This is a genomic window from Kitasatospora sp. NPDC056731, assembly GCF_040687675.1.
Taxonomy (GTDB): Bacteria; Actinomycetota; Actinomycetes; order Streptomycetales; family Streptomycetaceae; genus Kitasatospora.
The window spans coordinates 17,602-40,853 of sequence record NZ_JBFBNR010000008.1 but is presented as its reverse complement, the minus strand read 5'-3'; the positions used below and the strand labels follow the sequence as shown (position 1 = coordinate 40,853).

Below are 23,252 nucleotides of genomic sequence, written 5' to 3'. Positions count from 1 at the left end.
GCGGACATGAACCCCAATCCGAATAGGAACTCCTCGGAATACCGCCCTGCTGCGGTGCGTCCCGGGTGGGGCTGGTTGGAAGCCGCCGCGGCTGGCCTCGGTGATGAACGCCAGCCCGGGGGCGGTGCCCGGGCAGTCGCGGCCGGATACGATGCCGACGCGTCGCACGGGATCGGATGCTGGGGCGTTGGGCCCGGGCCGCAGGCCGGTGGTGGTGATCCAAGGCGTCCAGTCCTCGCGTCAATCCACGGTGAAGAGGTGGCCGGGGTCGACGGAGGCTGCGGCGGAGTCGACCATCTCGCGGCACAGCGCGTGTCGGGCCTGCCAGGCATCGCCGCCGTCGCGGTCGTGGCCGGTGCTTCAGTCGAGCGCCCACTCGCCAAACTCACCTCGGCGGACGTCGAGTCTGCTGCCGACGGCCGACGCTTAAGGCAGTAAAGAGCTTCGCACAGGTCGCTCTCGACCCTCACCGAGAACCATGAGGCGGCTACGACGCCCGCAGCAACGGGCAGTTGCCTGCGCAAGCGCGCGGCAACCATACGCTGGCGTGCGCCGCCGTGAACGCGCCATCTACGCCGACCGAGGTGCCTGAGAGAGCCGCAGGACCGATTCGCGTCGCTCCGCAGGCAATCGACGGTCCGCAGACCCCGGTGCCAGTGGTGGCGTGGTGCCGCAGCGGTGCCGAGCAGCCTCGGCATGCCGGGGTATCGGCACTGGTCAGCACCCTGCCCTGGGGCTAACCCCTGGCAGGCGGGCCAGTGGCTGGTTAACGCTGAACCCGATGATCATTGTTGGCGATCCGTCAGGTTTTGTCGGAGCCCGCTGCTACACCAATTCTCCGGGGGCGGGCCGCGCTGGGCGGAGCGCCGTTGTGGGAGGGAATCGCATGGTGCCCGAGGGATACACCTACGTGAAGGGTCACATCCGCCGAAAGCCGCGGCCGAGGATCAACAAGACGAGCGGCTGGCTCGTCGCCGCCATCGTCGTCGGCGGCCTGTGGCTGTACGGGCAGGGCGGCGGCTCGTCGACCACCACGAACACGAACCCGGGCACCACCGCCCCGGCCTCCGCCCCGGCGGCGGGCCACTGATGCGCCGAAAGCTCCGCCGGCTCGGGCTGCGGGCACCCCGTACCGCCGCCGAACGCGTCGCCGCCGTCGTTATCGCGCTGGTCGTAGTGTCGTGGGCCGCGCAGGGCCTGCGGTGGGTGGTCACCAACGGCCTGCCCCTGCTCGTGGTCCTGGCCGCTCTCAGCGCGGTGGGCCTTGCGGCCTGGTGGTGGATTCGGCGCGTGAGTGCGGCCGCGCGCCGCGAGCGGCTGGCCTCGCTGCGGCTCAGCCTTGCCCAGCTCGACGCGATGGACGACAAGCAGTTCGAGTTCGCCCTGCGCGACCTGCTCCTGCGCGACGGGATCGATGCCCGGCAGGTCGGCCAACAGGGTGACCAGGCCGCCGACGTGATCGGCCAGGATGCCCGGTGGGGCCGAATCGTCGTGCAGGCCAAACACACGAAGGTCGGCGGCAAGGTCGGCTCCCAGGTGATGTACCAGGTCAAGGGCACCGCCCAGCCCGTGCACCGGGCCGATGTCGCGGTGGTCGTCACCAACGGCTCCTTCACCCGCGACGCCAAGGCGTGGGGCGACAAGTACGGCATCCACTGGGTGGACCGCGACGGCCTGCGACGCTGGGCCGAGGACGGCACCGCCCTGCCCGACCTCCTGCACCTGTCCCGACGCGGTCGGCTCGGAGCGGCGGCATGATGAGTACCAGGACCTCGGTGCTCGCCGCCGAGTCGGTGAACGACGTGCTGGACAGCGACCCGGTGGGCGAGACCACGGGATCGTCCGGCGATCCAGCTCTGGACGACACCTGGGGCTGTCCGGAGGTGGCAATGGTGGCCACCGCGGTGCTGGGCGGGTTGGCCCTGATCGCCGGAATCGTGGTGCTCGGCAACTGGCTGGACAGCATCTGGTGGCCGTCCACCACCGTGCTGGGGCCGACGTGCTTCCTCTTCGCGGTGTGGGGCTACCGGCGGGAGGGCCGCCAGAAGTGGGAGGAGCGACTCCGTCGTACCGGGCTGAAGTACTCCCTCGCGCAACTCGACGCCCTCCACTACCGCAGGTTCGAGTACGCGGTGCGGGACCTGATGCGCCGCGACGGCTTCCGAGCAGAGCGGACCGGCGGCGGCGGGGACGACGCCTGCGACGTGCGGGCCGTGGACCCGGACGGGCGGATCTGGGCCGTCCAGGTCAAACACCGGCGTGACGGCGCTGCCGGCAAGAAGATCGGGGTTCCGGTTCTCCAGCAGGTCAAAGGCACCGCCCAGCCCGTCCACGGCGCCACGTTCGCCCTCATCATCACCAACGGAGGCTTCTCCTCCAAGGCAATCCCGTGGGGCAAGACCCACGGCATCCATCTCGTCGACCGGCACCTGTTGGAGACGTGGGCGGCCGGCGGCGGACTGCTGTGGGACCTGATCGACAACCTTCCCGCGCCCAAGCGTCACCCCTCCGACCGCGACCACAAGAGGGCCCGCCGCAAGTGAGAGGCCCGCCCCGCCCCAAGCCCGGAGGGGGCCTACACCTGCACCGCCCAGCCTGGGGCCACCCGGTGGGTCGAGAGCCCGCGCCGGTCTGAGCTCGACCGGGCGGGCGGTGGGCCGAACCGGTCTCGCCGGGCTCCATGCTCCGCTAGCCTGCATTGGGTGACGGAAGCGATGGACAACGCCTCGTGTGGCTCGCGCTACAGCAAGATCGAGGAGGACCTGGTGGTCCTCGGCGAGTCCTTCGGGCTCGGTGAGGTCCAGGCGTGCCGCTTCCTGCCCAACGGCCTGATGAACGGCAACTGGCGGCTCGAGACGGCCGACGGCGCGTTCGCACTGAAGCGGATCATGGACGTGCCGCTGCCGCTCGCCCGCCGTAACCTCGCGGTCCTGTCCGAGCTGGCCAACGCTGGAGTCCCGGTCGGACGGCCGATGGCCACCTCCTCCGGAGAGACTGTGGCAGAGGTCGCGGACCGCGGCTACTGCCTGATCCCCTGGTTGGAGGGCAGCCACCAGCCGGGGACGGAGCTCACGCTGGACCAGGCCGGAGACCTCGGCGTCCTGCTCGGTCAGATCCACCGGAGCCTGAACGACGAACGGACCACCCGGCTGCCGCCGCCGTCGGAGCCCCCGGCAGCCCCGGTGATCACCCCGTACTGGGCGCGCGTCGAAGCGGACCGTTTCCTCACGCTGATCGCTGCCCTGGACTGCCCTACGGCCTTCGACACCGAGGCCGCCCAGGCACTGGGCGAGCGCAAGGTACTGCTCGACAGGTACGCCCACTTTCACCCCACCACCGAGGTGGCGGCCGGCCCGGTGGGCTGGACGCACGGTGACGTGCAGCACCGCAACGTGCTGTGGCGGGACGGCAAGATCGCCGGAGTGATCGACTGGGACCGTATCCGCGTGCGCCCGTTTGGCGAGGAGGTCGCCCGCACCGCCACCGTGCAGTTCGGCGGCGAGGACGGCTTCCTCGACCTGGAACGGACCTCCGCGTTCGTGGCTGGCTACCGATCAGTGGTGCCGATCCCGGTGCCGGCGCTGGCGGACGCGGTGCAGCGGTTGTGGTGGAAGCGCATGTCGGACTACTGGCAGCTGGACTTCCACTACGACCGTGACGACCACTCCTGCGACCACCTGTTCCTGCCCGCCGAGCGCTTCCTGGCCTGGTGGACCGAGCGGCGCGAGGCGGTGCAGGAGGCGTTCGCCGCTATGCCGTGACCACGGTCCGGGCCAGTACGGCGGCGAGGGCCTCGGCGACCTGCTCCATGTAGTCCGGGGCCAGGATCTGCGGCACCTTGAGGACGATCATCTGGCGCATCGCCTTGTGGAAGTACGGCAGCTCGTCCCTGGTCGGCGGCCGGTAGGGGCTGCGGGCCAGGTGCGGCCAGAAGCGGGCGGCCAGCTCGGGGCGCTGGAGGAGCGGGGCCTGGGTCCAGTCCTCGTACAGGGAGCGGACGGGGACGCCGGCCGCCTTGAACCGCTTGCTCAGTCCGGCCGGGTCCGGCACGCGGACGCTGATCGTCAGCGGGGTGCCGTACCAGCCGCGCACGGACAGCTCGCCGATCGCGGGCCAGGTGACGGGCGCGTCGTACTCCTCCAGCACCTTGCGCAGGGTGGCGAGGTTCTGTTCGGCGGCCAGCATCCGGTCGGGCAGCGACCGCAGTTGCTGGCGGGCGATGACGGCCGAGAGGGCGGGCATCCGGTACTTGTAGGCGGCGCCGGTGGTGGCGAACGGCAGCAGGTCGGGCAGGGTGAGCTCCGCAGCCAGGCGGGCAGGGTGGTGCCCGAGGGTGAGAGCCCGCTCGTAGACCTGGCGGTTCATGGTGGTCAGGACGCCGCCCTCGCCGCCGGAGACGGCCTTGGACTCCTGGAGGCTGAAGCATCCGGCCGCACCCCAGGAGCCGACCGCGCGGCCCTGATAGAGGGCGCCGTGGGCGTGCGAGCAGTCCTCGACGATCGGCAGCTCGGTCGCGGCGGCGAGCTGGTCCATGCGGGCGGGGACGCCCCAGGTGTGGGTGGCCAGGACCGCCGAGCACGTGCTGGCAGCCTCGGCGACGGCGGTGGCGGCAATGTTCGGGCCGTCCGGCTCGATGTCGCAGAACACCGGGTAGCTGCCAGCCTGGAAGACGGCGGTGATGGCGGAGACCCAGGTCATCGGGGAGACGGCGACACCGGCCTCGGGGCTGGCGCCGACCGCGTGGAGGGCGGCGTGCAGGGAGGCGGTGCCCGAGTTGAACGACAGCGCGTGGCGGGTGCCGGTGAGACGGGCGAAGGCGGCTTCGAGGCCGTTGGTGGCCGGGCCGAGATTGATCTCGGACAGGTGGCCGTCGTCGAGGAGATTGAGGACGGCGTCCTTCTCGGCTTGCCCGTACTTGGGTTCGCGGGGGAACGGGAGGGTGACGGCGGGGTCGTTCACGAGATGTCCTTCCGGGCGGGGCGAGCGAGAGGCAGCGGGTTACGGGCGGCGACGCGCGTTCGAACCGGCGTCCGGTGTGACTCTCGGAATGACGGCGAGGTGACCGTCGTCGAGGTCGTCGAGGTCGGCCTGGAGCTGGGCGACCCGCAGCCGGAGCATGTCCGGCTCGTCGCAGGAGGCGTGGAACTGCAGCAGCGAATAGGCGATCCGCAGGCGGAACAGGACCAGCGGCAGCAGGCAGTCTGCCGGGACTGGGCCGTCGAAGTAGCCGTCGAGCAGGGCCTCGGTCATCGGGGCCGGTTCGCGCAGCGACCACCCGGCGAGTTCGGCCAACGGATCGCCGCCGCGCACGCTCTCCAGGTCGACGACGCCGGTGATCCGTCGGCCGTCGGTGAACAGGTGCCGGCCGACCCAGTCGCCGTGCAGGAGCCGGGGTGGGCCCTGGGCCAGGCGGCCAGCTCCGACGTCCAGGATGAAGCGGGTCCGGTGCAGCAACCCCGGCAGGTCGAGGCCATCGACGCTCGGGAGGCTGCGGGGCGCGAGGCTGAGGAACCAGCCCTGGATGGTGGCGTGCTGGCCGACGCCGTGGCCGTCGAGTTGGCCGAAGCTGCCGACCTCGATGTTGTGCAGGTGCCGGAGCACCTCGCCCGCGTGAGTCGCCGCGTCCAGGTCCTGCGGTGTGGGCGGTTCGGCTTCGACGGGGCGGCCGGGGCACCGGGACTCCACACACGCCTCCCGGCTGTGCCACAAGACCTCGGCGGCCGGAACGCCGGCCTCGCGCATGCGGGCCGAGGCCCAGGCGGCGGTCGGGTAGCGCGAGCGGCTACCCGCGCGACGGACCTTGACGACCAGCTCGTCACCGCCGTGGGTGGTGACCGCGAAGGGGAGGCTGTCCGTTCCGGCCTTGAGCGGGGTGAAGCGCGCTCCGGCGGCGTCGAACCCCGCCGCGGTGAGCGCGTCGACCAGCAGCGGGTGCGGGCGGCTGATCACCGTGTCAGCGGCGGGCATCGAACACCTCCGGCACAGGGACGGGGCGGCGGTGGGTGGCGGAGGCTAGGGCGGCGTCCAGCAGGGCGATGGAGGCGAGGTTGTCGGCGGCGGGCACCGGCAGCGGGCCGTTCCTGTGGAGGGTGTCGACCATGGCGGTGATACACCGCTGGTAGGCCGGCGGTCCGGCCTCGTTCCGTTGACGGCCCGGGTCCGGGGCCCAGCGGGCGGTGAAGCCCCGGCCCTCCACCCGCCAGTCGCCGTTCGCATCGGTTCGCAGGGCCGGGCCGACGATGTACCCGCCTCGGTAGGTGAAAAGGGAGCGGTCGGCGAAGTGGACGGTGACCGTGGCGATCGAGCTGTGGGCCGCAAGGAAGCCGGTCGCCGTCTCGCTGCAGGTGACTTCGGTGGGCGGCGCGGTGATCAGCGCGCGGACCTGGTCGAAGGCGTGGACGGCAAGGTCGGTGGTGACGGGCAGGTGCTGGCCGGCGCGGAATCCCGGGCCGGGCAAGGTGACCAGGGTGTCCGCGGTGACGGCGAACGGCGCATGTCCACCGAAGCGGACCGTGTCGGCGAAGGCGAGGAAGTCCGGGTCGGCGCCCCGGTTTTGCATGACGGCCAGCAGCAGGCCGCGGTCGCGGGCGAGGTGGACGAGGTCGAGGGCGTCGGGCAGGTTCAGGGCCAAGGGCTTCTCGGTCAGGACGTGCAGGCCCTGGGCGAGCGCCGATCGGCTGACCGGGTAGTGGAGTTCGGGCGGGGTGAGGTTGACGACGACGTCGAGATCGGTCTGGGCGAGAGCGCCGGGGAGTGTCGTGGCGAGAATCGGGCTCAGCTCGTAGCGGTCGGCCAGTACTTGGGCGGCCTGCTGATCGGGGTCGACGAGGGCGGTGATCTCGATGCGCCCGTCTGCGAGCAGGGAGCGGACCCAGCGGCTGGCGATGGCACCGCAGCCGATGATCGCGGCCTTCACGATGCCTCCTTGAACGGGTGCGGCCCCAGGGTCGGGCCGGGGCGGCGCTCGGCGGCCCGGTGGCGGTGGACGTGGTCCAGGGCGCGGGCGGTGAGGTCGTCGAGCGAGCCGCTGGTGGCGTCGAGCAGGGCGACGGCAGGGGCGAGCGGGCGGGTGAGGTAGGCGTTGAAGTGCTCGCTGAAGTGCCGGTCGTAGAAGATCGTCGGCATGCCCTTGCGCAGGCGGGCCCGGCTGGCGAGCACGTCCGGGTCGGCGGTGAGCACGATCGTCAGTTGGGGCATCGCCACCGGACGGCTGGTGACCAGTCTCCGGGCCTGGTCGTCGCAGTCGAAGCCGTGCATCCGGCCGACAGCGTGGACGTGGGCGAGGAGGGTGTCCACGGTGCGGTCGAGGATCACATCCCGGCCCTCGGAGAGGGCCTGCCTGGCCCGGGTGAGCCGCAGGTCCTCGACGTCCAGGAACTGGGCGATGTTGGACAGTTGATGTTCGGCCGTGAACGGCTCGGGGGCTGGCAGCAGGGTGGGGTCGGGGCTGGCGTGGTAGTAGCAGGGGATGACGGCGGGCCGGTTGAGGTGGGGTGCGAGCTGGGCTGCCAGTGTGGTCTTGCCGACGCAGCTGACGCCCTCGATGCCGAGGATCACACGAACTCCCTGTCCGTGGTGGTGGATGGGGTGGTGCGGCGGTTGCTCTTGGGTGCGAGCGCGGTGTGCCGGGTACCGGTGGCCGCCCAGCGGCCGAGGGCGGTCAGCGGGCCGACGCTCTTGAGCAGGAGCCCGGCCAGCGTCTCCGCGCTCCGCACGGCGGTCTCCCGTCCCGTCAGGGGGTGTCCTTTGGCTGCGGCGAGAGCGCGGACCGGCGCGACGGTGGCCGCCCAGAGCGCCGTCGCGGCCGCTGCCCGGACGGGCGGGCGCGTGCGCGGGCCGAGCGCGAGGGCCAGGCAGATGGCGGTGGCGGGCGAGACCAGCAGCCAGGCCATGCCCCGGTAGGCGCCGATGGTCAGGGCCGCTGCGTGGTCGCGGCGGCTTCCGTGGCCTTCGGCGTGCCAGCGGGCGGCGCACTTCGGGTAGTCGAGGTAGCTCTGGAACCAGCGCTCGCTCTGGGCCAGCAACTCGCTCAGGTGCTCGGCCGCCGGCACGGTGGTGGTGAAGGGCGAGCTGTCCACCGGGATGCCGCCCAGGGTGAGCCGGTAGCCGAAGGCGACGTCGTCGAGCACCGTGAAGGTGGGCAGGCCGCCGACCTGGCGGAAGACGTCCGCGCGAACGAGGAGGCCGTGGCCGACGGTCTGGGCCAGCCCTGGCAGCCGGGGGCCGGTGTGCGGGCGGCGGGTGGCGTCGGCGTGCTGGCGGAGGTTGGGGATCTCTCGGCGGAGGGTCCACAGGGTCTGGGCGCGGGCGGCGCCTCGGCACAGGCTCCGCTCCCACCAGGCGCCGGCCGCACTCTGGGTGGCAAAGCGGGCGGACTGCTGAACGACGCATGGGGGTTCACCGTCGGCGGCCCGGCGGCGGGCTAGGAACTCGGCGGTCCGCTCCAGCAGCTCGCGGCTCGGGCGGGAGTCCACGTCGTAGATGGCGATGTACTCCTGGTCCGCGTCGGCGATGGCAAGTTGTTCGACGGCGGCATTGACCTGCGCGGCCTTGCGCCCGTCGCCCCGGTAGTGGACGTGCCGGACCAACGGGTCGGACTGCGGCAGCCGTGCGAGTTCCGCCGTGACGACGTCCGCCGTGGTGGGGAAGCCGGACAGCACCTCGGCAGCCACGGCATCGGTCAGTGTGCCCTCACCGGTGCCGGTCAGGGCCTTGCCGAGGGCGGCCAGCTCGTCGCCGGTCATCTGCGGGAAGCGCTCCACCGTGAGGTCGGCCGCCGTCGCCCCCGCCAGCCGGGCGGCCAGGTGCTGGCGCTCGGCCTCCTCGCGGGCTGTGGTCACCAGGGTCAGCGTTGAGCCGGGGAAGTCGCGCAGGAGCGGGACGAACCAGGCCAGAGCGGCGGTGATCTGCTGTTGCTCCCGCAGCACCGGGACGACGACGTGCAGCACCATCGGCTCCACCGCCCTTCGGTTCCCGGCCCGGACGGGCTGGTCGGCCCAGGCCAGCGTTCGGCGGACCTGCCGCAGCCCGTTGATGTTGCGCGCGGCCACAGCGGCGGCGATCCACCAGGTGGCGCTCCGCCGCAGCGGCTTGCGCTCTCGCGTGTTCACTCGGTACCGCCGTCGGCGACGTAGTCGTGGAACAGGCGGTAGGTGTCACGGAGTTCGCCGGCCGGATAGGTGTCCTGCCAGGGCTTGTCGGGACCGGCGAAGTGCACGAGGGCGGCGGTCTTCTCGTCCTCCAGCAACTGGGCGAGCGGGCTGTCGGCCTCGGCGTGGTGGATGAAGCCGGCCTGGGCGGCCTGCGGCGACATGGCGAAGGTGTTCCACCGCCGGTCCAGCCGCTGCCAGTTGTCGTCGACGGCCCAGTTCAGGGCGTCCTGGTCCCAGAAGCGGACCTTGTCCGGGTGCGCGGACAGGAACTGCCGGGAGCGTTCGAAGACGCCGAGCCGCCGGCAGCGCTCGAGGTCGATGAGCATGACGCCGCTGTTGAAGTAGTCCCGGCCGTACGGGACGCCGAGCTTCTCCCAGCCGGGCAGCTGGATGCCGCGGCCGATGACCGGGTTCTGCGGGTCGCGCACCGCGCCGACCGGACGCCCGTCGAGGGACTGCCGAAGCAGCGGGCGGAGGTCGCCGAGCACCACGGTGTCGGCGTCCAGGTACAGCACCCGGTGCTCGTCGGGGATGACCTCCGGGATGGCCAGGCGCACGTACACGGCGCCGCTGACCCAGTCGGAGACGGGGTAGCGCGGGTCGGTCACCGGCGCCGGCCGCAGCTCGGTACGTAGGCCGGTGCGGTCGGCGTCGCGCCGGATGGCCTTCCGGTTGGCGTCGCTGATCTGCTGGTCGAGGACGATCAGGCGAAGCTCGCCGAGGGTGCCGGGGTGCGCGGCGGCGATCGAGTGCATCAGCGTCCGCAGCGGGCGGGCGTATCCGTCGTCGACTCCGCAGACGATCGCGGGCAGCGGGCGCGGAGAGGTGTTCACGAGGCGCTCCTTCCGGTGGAGGCGGCGGTCTGGCGGGGGAAGTGCTGCTGGGCCCAGTCGAGGGTCTGGCGCAGGCCGTCGCGCAGGTGGGTGGTGGGCTCCCAGCCGAGGTGGGCGCGGGCGGCGGTGATGTCGGGGCAGCGGCGCTTGGGGTCGTCGGCGGGCAGCGGAATGAAGGTGACGGCGGAGACGGAGCCGGTCATGGTCCGGATCTCCTCGGCGAGTTGGAGCATGGTGATCTCGTGCGGGTTGCCGAGGTTCACCGGGCCGGGGTGGTCCGCTGTGGCTGCGGCGAGCAGGCCCTCGACGGTGTCGGCGACGAAGCACAGCGAGCGGGTCTGGCTGCCGTCGCCGGCCACGGTGATCGGCTCTCCCGCCAGTGCCTGCTGGATGAAGGCGGGCACCGCGCGGCCGTCGTCGGCGCGCATCCGAGGGCCGTAGGTGTTGAAGATCCGCACGATCCGGGTGCGGGTGCTGCCGGTGCGCTGGAAGCAGGAGGTCAGTGCCTCGGCGTACCGCTTGGCCTCGTCATAGACGCTTCGGGGCCCGACCGGGTTGACGTTGCCCCAGTACTGCTCGGGCTGCGGGTGCACGAGCGGGTCGCCGTACACCTCGGAGGTCGAGGCGAGCAGGAACCGGGCGTGCTTGGCGTCGGCGAACTCCAGGGCGTTGAGCGTGCCCATCGCGCCGACCTTCAAGGTGGCCAGCGGGTGGCGGGCGTAGTCCAGCGGCGAGGCGGGCGAGGCCAGGTGGAAGACGAAGTCCACCGGACCGGCCACCTTGAAGGGCCGGGTCACATCGTCGGTCTGGAATCGGAAGCCGCCGGCCGAGCGCAGGTGCGAGAGGTTGTCGAGGCGGCCGGTCAGCAGGTTGTCGACGCCGACCACCTCGGCCCCGAGGTCCAGCAGTCGCTCGCACAGGTGCGAGCCGATGAACCCGGCGGCACCGGTGACGACCGCGGTGCGGCGGGCGAAGACGCCGTGTTCGGCCGAGGCTGCCGGATCGCGCGGGAGAATCGGTGGTGCTTGCAGGCGTGGCACGGTGCGTGTCCTCCAGGTCGTCGGGGGTAGCGGGGTTCACGAAGGGCCGTCGAGGCAGCGTGGGCCGGCGCTTCAGACGTCCGGGTCGTGATCGGGAAGGGACCGTGCGGGCGGTGCCGCGACCGGGTGATCGGTGCTGAGCTGGTGGTCGGCGGTGGCCCCGAGCAGCGCGAGCGTGATGACGTGGCCAAGGCCCCACAGCACGGTGAGCGCGGTCCCCACCGGGTCGCGGTGTGCGCCGCGGTGCCTGCCCTGATGCGGCCGCTCGACTGCCTCCATGGCTCCTCCCCTCGCCGGCGTCCGGGGCCGGGCGGTGCGGTACAGCGTCGCCGTGCCGCAGCGCAACTCGGAACGTTTCTGGGGGGTTTCTGCTCGATGCGGCCCGCGCCACAGCGGGTAGCAGTACGCTCACCAACAGGTTATGAATCGCCGGGGGTTGAGATGAGCTCAGACGTTCTGGCAGTCCATCCGCTCACCCACCTGATGCGGTTACGCGGCTGGGGAAAGATCCAGTTCGCGCGCATGATGCGTGACCACGGCGCCGCGCTGAAGATCCACCTGGCGACCAACCGGACGCTGGTGTGGAAATGGGAACAGGGCCAGGAGCCCGAGCCGGATGCACAGTTCGTGCTGGCCGACCTTCTCGGCGTCAATCCCCGTACTCTGGTTGCCAATCCGTGGCCCGGGTGGCTCCCGGTCTGGGGAGTGACCGGCATCACAGCGCCATGGACGAAGGCCGGTACCGTGGACGTACTGGTGGAACTGGTCAGGAGTGGGCATATGGATCGGCGGGGCTTTCTCACCATCACCGGGGCCGCCATGGCCACCGTCGCCGCGAGCTGGGCCTCCGCCTCGCCCGCGTTCGCCTCCGCCCTCGGGGGCGACCAGGTGACGGACTCCATGGTCGACACCCTCGAAGCCCGCGTCGCCACTCTCCAGACCCTGGACGCGCAGATGGGCGGCGCCCGTCTGATCGAGCAGGCCCGCGGCGACCTCGCCATCATCACGACCCTGCTCAAGCACGGCCGCCACACCGAAGCCGTCGAAGCCCGCTTGCTCGGTCTGGCCGCCCAGGTCAACTACATCGCCGGATGGATGGCCTACGACAGCGGCCTGCGCTCAGCCGGTCAGCAGTACTACCTCGGCGCTCTGCGCGCCGCCAAGACCATCGGCGACGACGCCCTCGGCGGCTTCCTGCTCGCCGAGATGGGCGTCCACCTCTCCGACGCCGGCAACCCCGCCGAGCGCGTCGCCCAGGTCGAGACAGCGCTCGCCAACACCCCCGCCACGATGCAGCCCGGCGTCCGCAGCTACCTCGAACTCCACCACGCCGAGAGCCTGTCCCGCGACGGCCAACACCAGAAGGCCGGCTCCGCCCTCAATCGAGCCCACGACCTCTGGTCCAAGAACGGCAGCGACCAGCTCCCGAGCTGGCTCTCCTGGTACGGCGACGCCCAACTCAGCTCCACCGAGGGCAAGATCATGCTCCGCTCCGGCCAGGTCGACCGGGCCACCAGCGCGCTGGCCTCCTCCATCGACCACGCCGTCCCCCGCGACCAGGCCGTCCGCGCTGGCCGCCTCGCTACCGCCCGCCTCGCCGGCAAGGACCTTGACGGGGCCCTCGATGCCGCCAACCGCGGCCTCGGCCTTCTCGAAACCCAGGTTCACTCCGTGCGTGCCGTCAACCGCCTCACCAAGTTCGACGGCTACCTCAAGCCCCACCATGGCGAGCCTGCCGTCGCCGAGTTCCGCGAGCGGCTGCGCGCGCTTCCCGTCATGGCAGCGTGACTCGCGCGGACCATAGGGAGATCGCCCGGTTCTGTCCCTGAGGCCCAGCTATGCCTCGCAGCACGTGGGCCCCGGCGCCGTCCTTCCGGTGCGGGGCCCACGTGCGTTTACGGTGCCGGCCGTGGTTTCGGCCAGCCGGGGGGTCAGGTGCGCTGGAGCGGCATGCGCTTTCGGTGCACAAGCGGGATGCCAAGGCGGGCGGCCACGGTCCTCTCCAGGGCGGAGACGACGTGGTCGGGGGTAGTGTCCCGCAGTGGGATCACCCAGTACTCGGCCCACTCCTCCCTCTTCGAGGTGCTGCGGTTGACATGCTGGCTGAGCCGGGTCGCGGCGGCGCCCCGGCTCAGGGCTCGGGTGGGCGCGGTCTTGCCGCAGTAGCAGGCGTTGCCGCGGCGGTTGGCCACGATGTAGATGGCCTTGTTCTCATACCCGGAGTCCTCCCCGATGGGGATCGGTTCCGGCTGCAGCTCGGCGAGCCACTGGCCCGCGAGTCGAGCGAGCATGGCGTACCGGTCGTCGGTGATGCCCACGACGCCCGGCCAGGTGGTGTCGGTCATCAGCTCGGCTCGTCCTCGGAGATCTTTCCGAGCTTCTTGCCCAAGGTGTTGATGTTCTTGAAGGTCGGCTCGACGAGGACCCAGGGCAGATCGGCGGTGGTGCCGTGCTCCTTGCGCAGGAAGATCAGGTAGTCGAGGTTGGCGACCGTCGTGGCCAGGGACGACTGAAAACCGGTGAGAGCCTCGTCCTCAAGCTCGGTGGCGGTGGGCTCGTTCTGGTAGTACTCGGGGTCGAACCCATGGCTGGCGACGAGGCGGAGGTGGGCGTTGAAGTCGCTGCCCTTCCAGTCCTCCTGCTCTACGAGTTGGCCGTGGGCCCACCAGCGCGGGCGCAGGCCGGCCCTGATCCGCTTGATCGCGTCAGCGAGCACCTGCGGCCCCTCCTTCCTGCCGAGCACGGCCTCGATGACCGTGCCGACGGGGGTGCGCATGACCTTGATGCCGCCCACGATCTGCTCGGCGGTGCCACCGGCGGCGAGCAGGTTCCCGCTGGTGACGAGGTTGACCATGGCGATCACGCCGAGGAGGAGCCGGGCGGGGATGTCACCGGTGTCGGCGCGCGCGAGGAGGTCGTCCACGGCCTCGTCCGAGTCGATGTTCTCGACAGTCCACTCGTGGTCTGCCAAGTCCTTCCAGAGGATGTTCTTCTCCACCGCAGTGCGCACGGACGCCATGGTCTCCTTGGGGAGGCTGGAGTAGGAGCGCAAGCCGAGTTCGGCGGCGGGGCCGCTGCGGTGGGAGATCACGAGGCGACTCTTGTCGAGCTTCGCGGCCATGATCGCGTTCAGCCTCCGCTCCTTGCGGGTGAGCTGCTGGACGACGAAAGCGAACCTCAGGTCACGGAAGGCCGGGTTAAGCCCGAGGGTCTTCATGGCGTCGGTGACGTCGGTCCGGCCGAGGAGGACGTCCTTCACGGCCGGGGCATCGTCGCCAAGCTCGCCGGCATCGAACAGCGCGGTGACGATCTCCTCGGCGGTGACGCCGCTTTTGGAGGACTCCTCGAAGGGCTTCACGCCAACGTTCATGCGCATCAGCAGCGAGCGGACTGCGGCGGGGAAGCGCTGCATGCCCAGACTCGGCTTATCGTCGATGTAGCCGACGATGACCTGCACCGGGACGGTCATCGCGTTGAGTAGCTCGGCGGCGCGGTCCCGCTTGGCGCGGGCAGTCTTGCTCGTGCCGGATGCCTCGGTGAAGTCGCGGTGGGCGTTCTTGACGATCTCCCGGACGAGGTCCCGCCGCTGGCTGAGGGTGCGCCGCATGAGGTGGGACGGGAGCAGCGGGACCAGGTCCTTGGCGGTGGCGGGGCTGATCTGGCTGGCCTGGACCTTGAGGTTGGCGGTGCAGGAGGCCCAGCGGCTGTTGCCGTCGACGATGCTCAGGTCGTCGTCGGGGTAGTGCCCGGCGTTGAGGAAGGAGACGGGGACGGCGGTAAGCGGCCGCTCGACGATGCGCCGGCCGACCTCCTGGGGGTTGCTCTCCCTGACGCGCTTGGACGCACGGTCGATGGCAGTGAGGAGGTCCTCCATCGGGTCGGCGTAGACGAGGGTGGCGTCGGTGCCGTGAGCAGTGGGCATGGTGAGGACCCGCTGGCTCTCGCTGGTGCCCGGGTCAGCAGCGTAGTGCGCTTCGTCAAGCAACCTGTCGTTCTCGATCGCGGGGGACAGCATCAGCGTGTACGCGCGGTAGTTGAGTGCGACCAGCCATCCGGTCTCGACGCGGTGGCGGTCCAGGCGGGCGCCGTCGAGGAGGCCAGGCTCGACCGCGCCGTACGCGATCCGCTGGATGGCGGCCTCGGAGATCTGGACGTCGGGACGCTGCTTCTCGAGGTACTTGATCGCCTTGATGGTCTTGCTGACCGGCTCGACACGGTGCTCGAACGGTGACGAGCGGTCGCCGGTGCGGATGTCGATGAGATCGACGGCGTCGATGTCGTCGGGCTCGTCGGGGAAGTTGGTGATGCTCACTGAGCCTCAATCGGCTGGGCCGGCGCGAGGCTGGCTCGCGGCCGGTCATCGGCGTACGCGAGCAGAGCGCCATGGAGCGCAACGCACCCGTGCCTGCCTGGGCAAGGACCGCGGTCCGTCGCTGGGCTGACCCGGCGTCGCTTCGGTGACCTGCAGGCGGAATCCGGGTACCCGCCCCGTGACGTGCAGGCGGCGCACTCGGGTCTTGCTGGTGGATACCGCGGTGTCTACCAGCTGCGCAGCAGACCGCTCTCGGCGGCGGCGATGGGAAGAGCGTACAGCCTTCCAAGTGGGCTCAGCACAGAAGTTGACGGTCCTTCCGATTTGGTCTTCGTGGCCTGCACGATTTCGCCCAACGAACTGTCAGAGGTTGCGTGGGGTTGCATGCCGTGCCTGTCACGCGCTGGCGCGGAACATGCTCGCCGCCTGAGCCGCGTCGGTCAGCTGGCTGCCGCGGAACAGCGCGAGGAATAGCGTTGCGATTCCCACAGTGACGACGGGCCCGGTCAAGCTGGTCGGCAGTCCCGAGTACGTCACGGCGACAACTACGCCGAGACCACCACCGGCAACACCCAGCCAGCGCAGGAACGGCCGGTCCACGACCGGCTCCGCCCCGAGATCCTCCTCCTCCAGGAGCGCGGCGCATCGTCCCTCCGCATACCTGTTCGCAATCGTCATCAGCTTGACCGCGAGGTCCTGAAACGCCGCAGCAGGCTCCGACAGCACCCGCGCCTCATCCGCCCGCAACGCACCGATCACCTTCGCCGCATGCGCCTTCGCCACCCGTCGCTGGTGCCGCCTCAGCCGGTACCCGCGAGCTTGGTATGCCTTTCGGATCTCCCGCTCCGCCGCTCTGAGCGAGACCCGGGGAAGCGCGTCCAGCGACGGCTCCGCGCTCCATTGCAGATGAACACGCGCGCACCGGGTCGCGGTGGCGACGAGGACGGCAACTCCCGACCAGTTCACCGAGTTGTGCCTGCGATCCAGGGCTGGGTGACCAAGCTCCCCACGGAGGGAATCGGCCACACCCATGGGCATGAGCCTCCTCAGGACAACGAAGACCAGAGCGCCGGCCAGCAGCAGCGGAACGAGCTTGACGGCGCCGTGCTCCGACAGCAGGACGGGGAGCTTCTTGCCGATGACGACCGGCACCGAGACGATCCCGAGCAACAGCGAGCTGAGCGGATCATGCACAGCGTGGGCCACGGTGGGATGACTCGCCTCCTCCACGGCGTGCCGGACGGCGTCGATGACGCTCTGGCCGTCCACCCTCACCAGGATAATCACGGCGACGGCATAGATCGGTAGGGCGTTGACGACCTGCTCGAAGCACCGGCGTATCGCCGTACCGACCAAGCCGGGCCGGATGTCCGGCACCCGGTCTTCCACGACGCAGGGCAGAACGCGGCCCGCGCTGAGCACTATCTCGTTCACGGGCTCTGCCACCAGTCGGTCCCGCAGACGTCGTACCGGGCCGAGCACCAGCCGCTCCCACCACCGCAGGACCGTCGGCTTGGCGATGTCCGCGATCCAGCACACGACAGCAAGCCCGACAAGGGTTAGGAGTGGACGCATTCGCCGATCATCGCAGTCGGCTTGGCACTGCGTCAGGCTTCTGCCTAGATCTACGGGATGCTCCGCAAAGCCCGGCCACCTTCGTCTCGACTCCGACGCCGCGAACGGCCGCTCCGGGGGAACGGCCGCCAGCCGGCCAGTCGTCGCGGTAGCGTGATCCGTCTACCGCCCGGCATGCCAACCAGGAGCAAAGAAACGGGAGTTCGAGTGAGCGACCAGGCCATCAAGTACGTGCACCAGTTGGCCGTCGCCGACCCGCTCTCCAAGCGGGTGCTGCTGGTACTGGCCCAGCACACCGAACCCACCACCAGCATGTGGGGCCACGAGATCCCCGAGATCATGGGCCTGGACATCACCGAGACCGACCTGCCGACACTCGCGGCCCAGGCCGGGTTCGCCGCGGAGGAGTTCCGCCAGCAACTCCGCCAGCTCAAGCAGCACGTGAAGATGGACGTACTCGAACATTCCGACGGGACCTGGGAGATTGTCTACGGGCCGTCGTACACCGACAAGTACTCGCCGATCCCCCAGCCGGTCACGGAGGAGAACGTCGGCGGACTCCACGACTTCGCAATGCCGGGCTGGGAGTACTACAGCACCTGGGGCTGGGAAGAGGGCCTCGGGCACTTCTACGCCCAGATCATCCACAACAGCGACGACCGGGACGCCACCCCTCGAATCTGGATCACCCCGCCCAGGTACGTGGTGCGGACGATCGACGAGCTGGCCCAGGTAATCGCTGACGAAATCGCACCCTACGAGCCGATTCGGGTGCCGGCCTCCGTGATCAAGATGTACATGACCAAACCGCCCCTCTCGCCTCGGTAGCCAGCAGAACCGGCTCCAAGCAGCACTCCAACGCCCCCCGACGCGCCAACCAGGCTCCAGCAGCAGCCGTTCCTGGAGGCCTGAAACCACCTGCGGACACGCGGCCGCCGTCGGTACCGTCGTGGCATGGGATCGCCGATCACGTTCGAGAGCCTGTTGTCCGGCGCCAGGGATTTCGCACACCTCGCCATGGACGCGCACGCGGAAGGCCAGACCGAGGTCTTCCTCTTGGAAGCGGGAGTCAGCGTCGAGCGCCTGGCCAAGGCCGCGCTGGTGCAGGTGCATCCGACGCTGCTGTCGGAGGTGAAGGGCAACGACGACATGCTGCTGCACTTCGCCGGAGCGATGACCACTCCGCCGCAGAGGTTCCACACCATCGGGGCGGCCGTGGCAATCACCCGGCTGCGGAAGATCGGCGTTCTGCCGAGGTCGGCGGAACTGGACGGGCTGATCGAGCTGCGGAACGGCGTCGCGCACCTCGGCACCAGCAGCGGCGAGGACTACCTGGCCCCGTTCGTGGAGACGATCTGCAAGCTCCTCGACCACGCCAGCGAGGACCGGGCCGCGTTCTGGGGGTCGTGGTCTGGTGCCGTCCAGGTGACGCTGGACGACCGGTTCGACCGGGTTCAGAAGGCCGTCCATCTCCGCATGGACCAGGCCCGGTTCAGGATGGAGACCCGCTTCGGAAGGCTGCCCGAGGAGGCGGTCGAGAGCGTGGCCAAGACCATCAGCGAGACGGGACTCGTGGTCATCGACCGGAGCCCGACCGGCGTGCACTTCCGGACCCTCACCAGGTGTCCGGCCTGCGGCACCGAAGCCGCCGCCCTGTTCCTGAAGGCCGCAAACGCGGCACTGTTGTACGAGATGGAGCTGGCTGCGGAGGAACTGCTGTGCGGATTGTGCGGTCTCCGACTTGCGGGTGAAGAGGAGATCGGGATCGCTGGTATCCCGTCCACCATGAGGTGCAAGGTCGAAGACCTCAAGGAGGTAGTCGACGACGGACCCATCACCGGCAACCTTCTTGGACACCATGACGCCTTCTGACCGGCCGGGTGCCGAACCCCCGGCGAGTGAAGACTGCACCCCCTTCCGCCTCCGAGGGCTGCTCAGTCCTCGGTGAACAGCTCGTGGGGCTCGACGCCCAGTGCCTTCGCCAGGGCCGGGATGCGGTCCACCGAGACGCTGTGCCGAGCGGTTTCCAGGTCGATATAGAAGGACCGGTCCATGCCGGCCGCTGCCGCCACGGCGGTCTGAGTCAGCCCCCGCCTCTTGCGAAGCGCCCGCAGGCGGCGCCCGAAGAGGATGCGCTGGGCCGGGATGCCCGGATCTGAATCGCTATTCGCCACGGGCAGTAACCGTAGTACAGTCCGATGTGTAGGAAGTCTCCTACAAGATCAATTTATTGCGCCTGGGGGAGGTCGCATGTCCGCGTCGGCACAACCACTGCCTGATCCCAATGTGCCGACCCTGGCAACAGGCGGAGCCGAGGTGCGGCAGCTGCCGTCCGCGGTCCCGCGCAGGCTCCCCTCTGTGTTGGTGCCAGTGGTTGGGGAGTCCTTCCCCTCGTGGGTGGACCGGGTCGCGGTGGATCTGGAGCTGACGCCTGGTGAGGCCGCGCGGCGGCTGGGGCTGGAGTGCCGTTCGAGCGACCGCGCGGTGCGGCCGGTGTGCTACGGCGTGGCGCTGACGGAGCTGGGTGCGCGCCGGATCGGGGCGGCGACCGGGTTGGACGAGATCGAGCTGCGGTTCATGCAACTGGCCCGGTACGCGGGCGGTGTTCTGGACTTCTCACGGCTGGACCTGGCCGACCCGCCGTCGGTGACCCGGCTGAGCAACCGCGAGTGGGCACTGTTCACCGGCACCCGGGCGTGCCCGAAGTGCCTGGGCGAGCGTCCGGTGTGGCAGCTGTGGTGGCGCCTGGGCATTGCGGCGGTGTGTCCGGTCCACCGGGTGCTGCTGGTGGACACCTGCCCGATATGCGGTGACCGGTTCGGGCTCGCGCACTCCGGGCATCCCGGCGGTCTGCCGACCCGATCGGGTGTCCTGGACCTGCGGCGGTGCAACAACCGCCGCTCAGTGGCTCCCGGGCGGCGATCGGTCCCTTGTGAGCAGGCTCTGGCCGAGCTGCCGTCCGTGACCGTTCCGGTGCAACTCGTGGACGTGCAGAAGCTGGTGCTGGAGGCCGCGCACGGGGGCCCGGCCGTGGTCGCCGGGCGGGCGGTGGCGACGGCTGACTTCTTCGCCGCCCTGCGCTACCTGGCCGCTGCCGCCCGAGCGGGTGCCGTACCGAGCGACCTAGCGAGCTGCCAGGCGCTGATTCCCGAGGCCGCCGAGGCGTTCACGGCCTACCAGGACGTGCGCCGGCGTGCCCGCCACGGCGGCGCCCGGACCAAGCTCGGGATGGCCCCGCCTACTGCCGCGCACGCGGCCGCCGTCCTCGCCCTGACGGCCCCGCTGCTGGTCGCCCCGCGCCGGACTGCGATGAGCACCGCCTTGGCCCGCTGGCAGCGCTCCGTCCCGGAGTCCCTGACGATCCCGGCCTGCCTGAGCGACGACAGCAGCGAGCAGCCGCCCACCGGAGCGATCCACGACACGGCCCTTGAGGAAGGACGGACGTGAGTCCGAAGAGAACCCGGACCCTGCGGCCGGTCAGGTATGCGCCCGACCAGCTGTTCGTCCACTACTACGACGCCCAGCAGACCGAGCGCCTGATACCCGCCTCCCAAGCGGCCACGGTGCGCTTCGAGGACTGCCTGCCCGCTCGCGAGATCCCCTCGTACGCGGGGATGCGACATACCCCAGGCTCGTACTGGGCAGCCAGTTGCGACGCCGTCCTGGACTACGAGAGCTACCTCGAAGCCAAGTGGATGAAGCTGCTGGACTTCGACTCCCAGGTCGCCGCTCTCGCCGCGCAGCCGTTCATCCTCGAAGGCGTTGACGCCCAGGGGAAGTGGACGCACGTCCCTGACCTGTTCGTCCGCCGCACCAACGGCTCGGTGCTCCTGCTGGATGTGAAGAACCCTCAGCAACTGGCCAAGCTCCGCGTCGTCCAGCAGGCCGAGCGCACCGAGAATGCCTGCCAGGACCTCGGCTGGGACTACCGCATGGTCGGTGACCCCGATCCCCAGCTGTGGGCAACTGTCGAATGGCTGTGCGGCTACCGCCGGCCGCTGAACGCCACCGCTGATCTGGTCGATCCGATCCTCGCGCTCGCCACCCAGCCGATCGCGCTCGGAGACCTGGTCGGCTTTCGCCATGACCCCGAGGTAGCGCGTCCGGTCATCTACCACCTGATGTGGCACCACCACCTGCTGTTCGACATCGACCGGCCGCTTCGCGACCACACCCGGGTGTGGGCCGCCCCTACTTCGGAGAGGACGCGATGAACCAGCGCTACCGCATCGCCGTCGAGGACTGGATCGAGTTCGAGGACGAGCGCCACCAGGTCGTGGGCACCGACGGCGCGCTGGTGCGGCTGCGGTCCATAACCGGGCACCGGATCACCATCATGCTCTCGGAGTTGCTGGCCGATCCCTCCTTCCGCGCTCACGCCGAGCCGCCGCCCGGCACCGGGAGCAACGACGTGGGGCTGGACCCGGGCGGGGTGCTGGCCACCGTGTCCCCCGAGGTCCGCCAGGCGGCCCTGGACCTGGAGGCTCACCTGTGGGAGGCCACCACGGGCTTTCGCTCCGGCGACCCGATGAAGGCCCTGGCCGGCGAGCCCCGCCCGCAGTACGACCCCAACATCCCGGTGACCGAACGCATCGAAGCCAAAGCCGCGGAACTCGGCCGCACCTCCCGCCGCCTCTGGCAGCTGCTGGAAGAGTGGGACGAGAAGGGCCTGTTCGCACTGGTCGACGGGCGCAAGACACGCATCCGCAACCCGTTCCGCAACACCGACCCGCGGGTCATCCAGGCGATCCGCGAGCAGTCTGCGTCCGAACGGATGGACAGTTCCTCCGCCGTCACCACCCGGTTCCTGAGGCGCACGCAGAACAGGCTCGACGCCGACTACGGCGAGGGCACGGTACTGCTGCCCAGGGAGGACACCTTCCGACGCCTGGTCAAGACGCTGCTGGACCGGCGACCCTCCGATCCCGCCTACCAGCGCCAGTCGGCCGCCAACCAGCCCGACCGCACCTTCGGCAACGTCATCGCGCACCGCCCCGGCCAGGTCGTCATGCTCGACACCACGCCGCTCGACGTCCTGGCGTGGGATGCGGCCACCGACAGCACGTACGGGGTCGAACTCACCGTCGCACTCGACGTGGCGACCCGCTCGATCCTGGCCTGGCGGCTCACTCCCGCTGGCACAAAGGCCATCGACATCGGCCTCCTGCTGGCGGACGTGATGACGCCAGAGCCGATGCGCCCGGCATGGGGCGACGCCCTGCGCTACTCGATGCTCCGGGTGCCCTACGAGCGCCTGCTCTCGCTGGACGAGCGCCTCGCCCACGCCGCCGCCCGACCGGTGATCTATCCCGAGACCCTGCTCTTCGACCACGGAAAGCCCTATCAGTCCGACGTGGTACGGCGTGCCTGCCGCTCCTGGAAGATCGACATCCAGGACGCGCGCAAGCTCAAGCCCACCGACAAGCCGCACATCGAACGGCTCTTCGGCACCATCCGCGAGCAGTTCTCCATGCACGTCGCCGGCTACAAGGGCTTCAACGTCGCCACCCGGGGCCGCACCGTCGAGGAGCAGGCCCGCTGGAGCATCGACGAGATCGCCGAGTTCTTCGCCGAGTACGTCGTGGCCGTCTACCAGCAGCACCCGCACTCCGGACTGCACCTGTACGGCTTCCCCGACCTGGAGGTCTCGCCGAACGAGGCATACGCGATGGCCCTGGGCTCGGCTGGCTTCGTCGACTGCCCGAGGGATCCGAACCTGTACTACGAACTGCTGCCGATCGCCGACAACGGCGGACGGGTCATCAACTCCTACGGCGTGGAGATCAACCACCTCGTCTACAACGCCGACGTGCTCTACCAGTTCCGCAAGGCCAAGTCGCCTTACCCGAACGAGCTGTGGCCGATCCGCTATGACCCGCGCAATCTCCTGCACGTCTACTTCCACAACCCCCGCGACAAGAAGTGGTACACGCTGCGGTGGACCCATGCGCTCAGCGACCTGCAGCCGTTCACCGACATCACCCTGCGCGAAGCCAAACGCCTCCTCCTCCAACGCGGATCCGACGCCTCCAAGCAGGCCAGCATCGCCCAGGCGCTGCGGGAGTTGCAGAACCGCACCGACGCGCCCGAGACCTGGACCAAGGGAACCCGCAAGCGCTGGACCCGCGACCGCCACCGCGCCCACGCACAGGCTGCCGACGCCTTGCGCTCCACCCCGGCCGTGCCGGCGCCGCCGCCCGCTCCGCTTCCGGAAACCCGCAAGCCCACCATCACCGGCCTGCACGCCGTTCCCGACCTGCCGGACGAGGACGACGACCTCGATCTCGACGCCATCCAACCCGCAACGGTGTGGAACCCACGCATCCACCAGGAGAACTGA

Annotated in this window: 22 protein-coding genes; 10 read left to right on the top strand and 12 right to left on the bottom strand. The window is 70.2% G+C overall.

The features are described from left to right. The first annotated feature begins 886 nt into the window (after window positions 1–886). The 4 genes from AB0R04_RS10290 to AB0R04_RS10275 all read left to right on the top strand — a co-directional run bounded on the left by AB0R04_RS10290 (window position 887) and on the right by AB0R04_RS10275 (window position 3,761). A complete protein-coding gene (locus AB0R04_RS10290) occupies window positions 887–1,090 on the top strand; it encodes a hypothetical protein (protein ID WP_363369826.1) in 204 nt (67 codons plus the stop codon). Next, window positions 1,090–1,758 carry a restriction endonuclease gene (locus tag AB0R04_RS10285; protein WP_363369825.1) on the top strand — a complete coding sequence of 223 codons (669 nt, stop codon included), beginning with the start codon at window positions 1,090–1,092 and terminating at the stop codon, window positions 1,756–1,758. Before AB0R04_RS10290 ends, AB0R04_RS10285 begins: the two co-directional genes overlap by 1 nt. Beyond that, a complete protein-coding gene (locus AB0R04_RS10280; RefSeq protein ID WP_363369823.1) occupies window positions 1,755–2,543 on the top strand; it encodes a restriction endonuclease in 789 nt (262 codons plus the stop codon). The genes AB0R04_RS10285 and AB0R04_RS10280 overlap by 4 nt, the downstream gene beginning before the upstream one ends. 159 nt (window positions 2,544–2,702) lie before the next feature. After that, complete coding sequence (locus AB0R04_RS10275) at window positions 2,703–3,761, top strand: homoserine kinase (protein ID WP_363369821.1); 1,059 nt, start codon at window positions 2,703–2,705, stop codon at window positions 3,759–3,761. Here the strand turns inward: AB0R04_RS10275 and AB0R04_RS10270 are convergent. From AB0R04_RS10270 to AB0R04_RS10235, 8 genes are all read right to left on the bottom strand, one after another. Continuing rightward, window positions 3,751–4,959 (bottom strand): DegT/DnrJ/EryC1/StrS family aminotransferase, encoded by a 1,209-nt coding sequence (locus AB0R04_RS10270; protein WP_363369819.1) that lies wholly within the window; start codon window positions 4,957–4,959, stop codon window positions 3,751–3,753. The two genes, AB0R04_RS10275 and AB0R04_RS10270, sit on opposite strands and share 11 nt — an antisense overlap. Window positions 4,960–4,998: 39 nt before the next feature. Then, window positions 4,999–5,967: an aminoglycoside phosphotransferase family protein gene (locus tag AB0R04_RS10265; RefSeq protein WP_363369817.1), complete on the bottom strand. Its 969-nt coding sequence runs from the start codon at window positions 5,965–5,967 to the stop codon at window positions 4,999–5,001. Beyond that, on the bottom strand, window positions 5,954–6,916 hold the full coding sequence (locus AB0R04_RS10260) for a Gfo/Idh/MocA family oxidoreductase (RefSeq protein ID WP_363369815.1): 963 nt from the start codon (window positions 6,914–6,916) through the stop codon (window positions 5,954–5,956). Before AB0R04_RS10260 ends, AB0R04_RS10265 begins: the two co-directional genes overlap by 14 nt. Then, window positions 6,913–7,557 carry a hypothetical protein gene (locus tag AB0R04_RS10255; RefSeq protein WP_363369814.1) on the bottom strand — a complete coding sequence of 215 codons (645 nt, stop codon included), beginning with the start codon at window positions 7,555–7,557 and terminating at the stop codon, window positions 6,913–6,915. Before AB0R04_RS10255 ends, AB0R04_RS10260 begins: the two co-directional genes overlap by 4 nt. Next, entirely contained in the window at window positions 7,554–9,110 is a 1,557-nt protein-coding gene (locus AB0R04_RS10250; protein ID WP_363369812.1) for a glycosyltransferase family 2 protein, read from the bottom strand. The genes AB0R04_RS10255 and AB0R04_RS10250 overlap by 4 nt, the downstream gene beginning before the upstream one ends. Beyond that, complete coding sequence (locus AB0R04_RS10245) at window positions 9,107–9,985, bottom strand: glycosyltransferase family 8 protein (RefSeq protein WP_363369810.1); 879 nt, start codon at window positions 9,983–9,985, stop codon at window positions 9,107–9,109. The genes AB0R04_RS10250 and AB0R04_RS10245 overlap by 4 nt, the downstream gene beginning before the upstream one ends. Next, window positions 9,982–11,025 (bottom strand): UDP-glucuronic acid decarboxylase family protein, encoded by a 1,044-nt coding sequence (locus AB0R04_RS10240; RefSeq protein WP_363369808.1) that lies wholly within the window; start codon window positions 11,023–11,025, stop codon window positions 9,982–9,984. The genes AB0R04_RS10245 and AB0R04_RS10240 overlap by 4 nt, the downstream gene beginning before the upstream one ends. A 72-nt stretch (window positions 11,026–11,097) precedes the next feature. Further along, window positions 11,098–11,304 carry a hypothetical protein gene (locus AB0R04_RS10235; RefSeq protein WP_363369806.1) on the bottom strand — a complete coding sequence of 69 codons (207 nt, stop codon included), beginning with the start codon at window positions 11,302–11,304 and terminating at the stop codon, window positions 11,098–11,100. 162 nt (window positions 11,305–11,466) lie between these two features. On the opposite strand from AB0R04_RS10235, the gene AB0R04_RS10230 reads away from it, so the two are divergent. After that, window positions 11,467–12,813 (top strand): transcriptional regulator, encoded by a 1,347-nt coding sequence (locus AB0R04_RS10230; protein WP_363369804.1) that lies wholly within the window; start codon window positions 11,467–11,469, stop codon window positions 12,811–12,813. Window positions 12,814–12,956: 143 nt separating this feature from the next. On the opposite strand, the gene AB0R04_RS10225 is transcribed toward AB0R04_RS10230, so the two are convergent. The 3 genes from AB0R04_RS10225 to AB0R04_RS10215 form a co-directional block, all read right to left on the bottom strand. Continuing rightward, a complete protein-coding gene (locus AB0R04_RS10225; protein WP_363369802.1) occupies window positions 12,957–13,370 on the bottom strand; it encodes a hypothetical protein in 414 nt (137 codons plus the stop codon). Further along, the gene (locus AB0R04_RS10220; RefSeq protein ID WP_363369800.1) at window positions 13,370–15,337 is read right to left on the bottom strand and encodes a hypothetical protein; all 1,968 of its coding nucleotides are present in this window, start codon (window positions 15,335–15,337) and stop codon (window positions 13,370–13,372) included. The genes AB0R04_RS10225 and AB0R04_RS10220 overlap by 1 nt, the downstream gene beginning before the upstream one ends. Before the next feature lie 396 nt (window positions 15,338–15,733). Then, complete coding sequence (locus AB0R04_RS10215) at window positions 15,734–16,912, bottom strand: hypothetical protein (RefSeq protein WP_363369798.1); 1,179 nt, start codon at window positions 16,910–16,912, stop codon at window positions 15,734–15,736. A gap of 207 nt (window positions 16,913–17,119) precedes the next feature. Between AB0R04_RS10215 and AB0R04_RS10210 the strand changes: the two genes are divergently transcribed. Continuing rightward, window positions 17,120–17,740, top strand: a complete 621-nt coding sequence (locus AB0R04_RS10210; protein ID WP_363369797.1) for a hypothetical protein — start codon at window positions 17,120–17,122, stop codon at window positions 17,738–17,740. Window positions 17,741–17,866: 126 nt separating this feature from the next. Continuing rightward, the gene (locus AB0R04_RS10205) at window positions 17,867–18,784 is read left to right on the top strand and encodes a hypothetical protein (RefSeq protein ID WP_363369795.1); all 918 of its coding nucleotides are present in this window, start codon (window positions 17,867–17,869) and stop codon (window positions 18,782–18,784) included. Window positions 18,785–18,846: 62 nt separating this feature from the next. Here the strand turns inward: AB0R04_RS10205 and AB0R04_RS10200 are convergent, their stop codons facing one another. Beyond that, entirely contained in the window at window positions 18,847–19,086 is a 240-nt protein-coding gene (locus AB0R04_RS10200; RefSeq protein WP_363369794.1) for a helix-turn-helix transcriptional regulator, read from the bottom strand. A gap of 190 nt (window positions 19,087–19,276) precedes the next feature. On the opposite strand from AB0R04_RS10200, the gene AB0R04_RS10195 reads away from it, so the two are divergent. From AB0R04_RS10195 to AB0R04_RS10185, 3 genes are read left to right on the top strand one after another with little or no spacing between them, the layout of a single operon-like run. Next, entirely contained in the window at window positions 19,277–20,359 is a 1,083-nt protein-coding gene (locus AB0R04_RS10195; protein WP_363369792.1) for a TniQ family protein, read from the top strand. Continuing rightward, window positions 20,356–21,126: a TnsA-like heteromeric transposase endonuclease subunit gene (locus AB0R04_RS10190; RefSeq protein WP_363369790.1), complete on the top strand. Its 771-nt coding sequence runs from the start codon at window positions 20,356–20,358 to the stop codon at window positions 21,124–21,126. Before AB0R04_RS10195 ends, AB0R04_RS10190 begins: the two co-directional genes overlap by 4 nt. After that, window positions 21,123–23,252, top strand: coding sequence for a transposase (locus tag AB0R04_RS10185; RefSeq protein WP_363369788.1), 2,130 nt, complete (start codon window positions 21,123–21,125; stop codon window positions 23,250–23,252). The genes AB0R04_RS10190 and AB0R04_RS10185 overlap by 4 nt, the downstream gene beginning before the upstream one ends.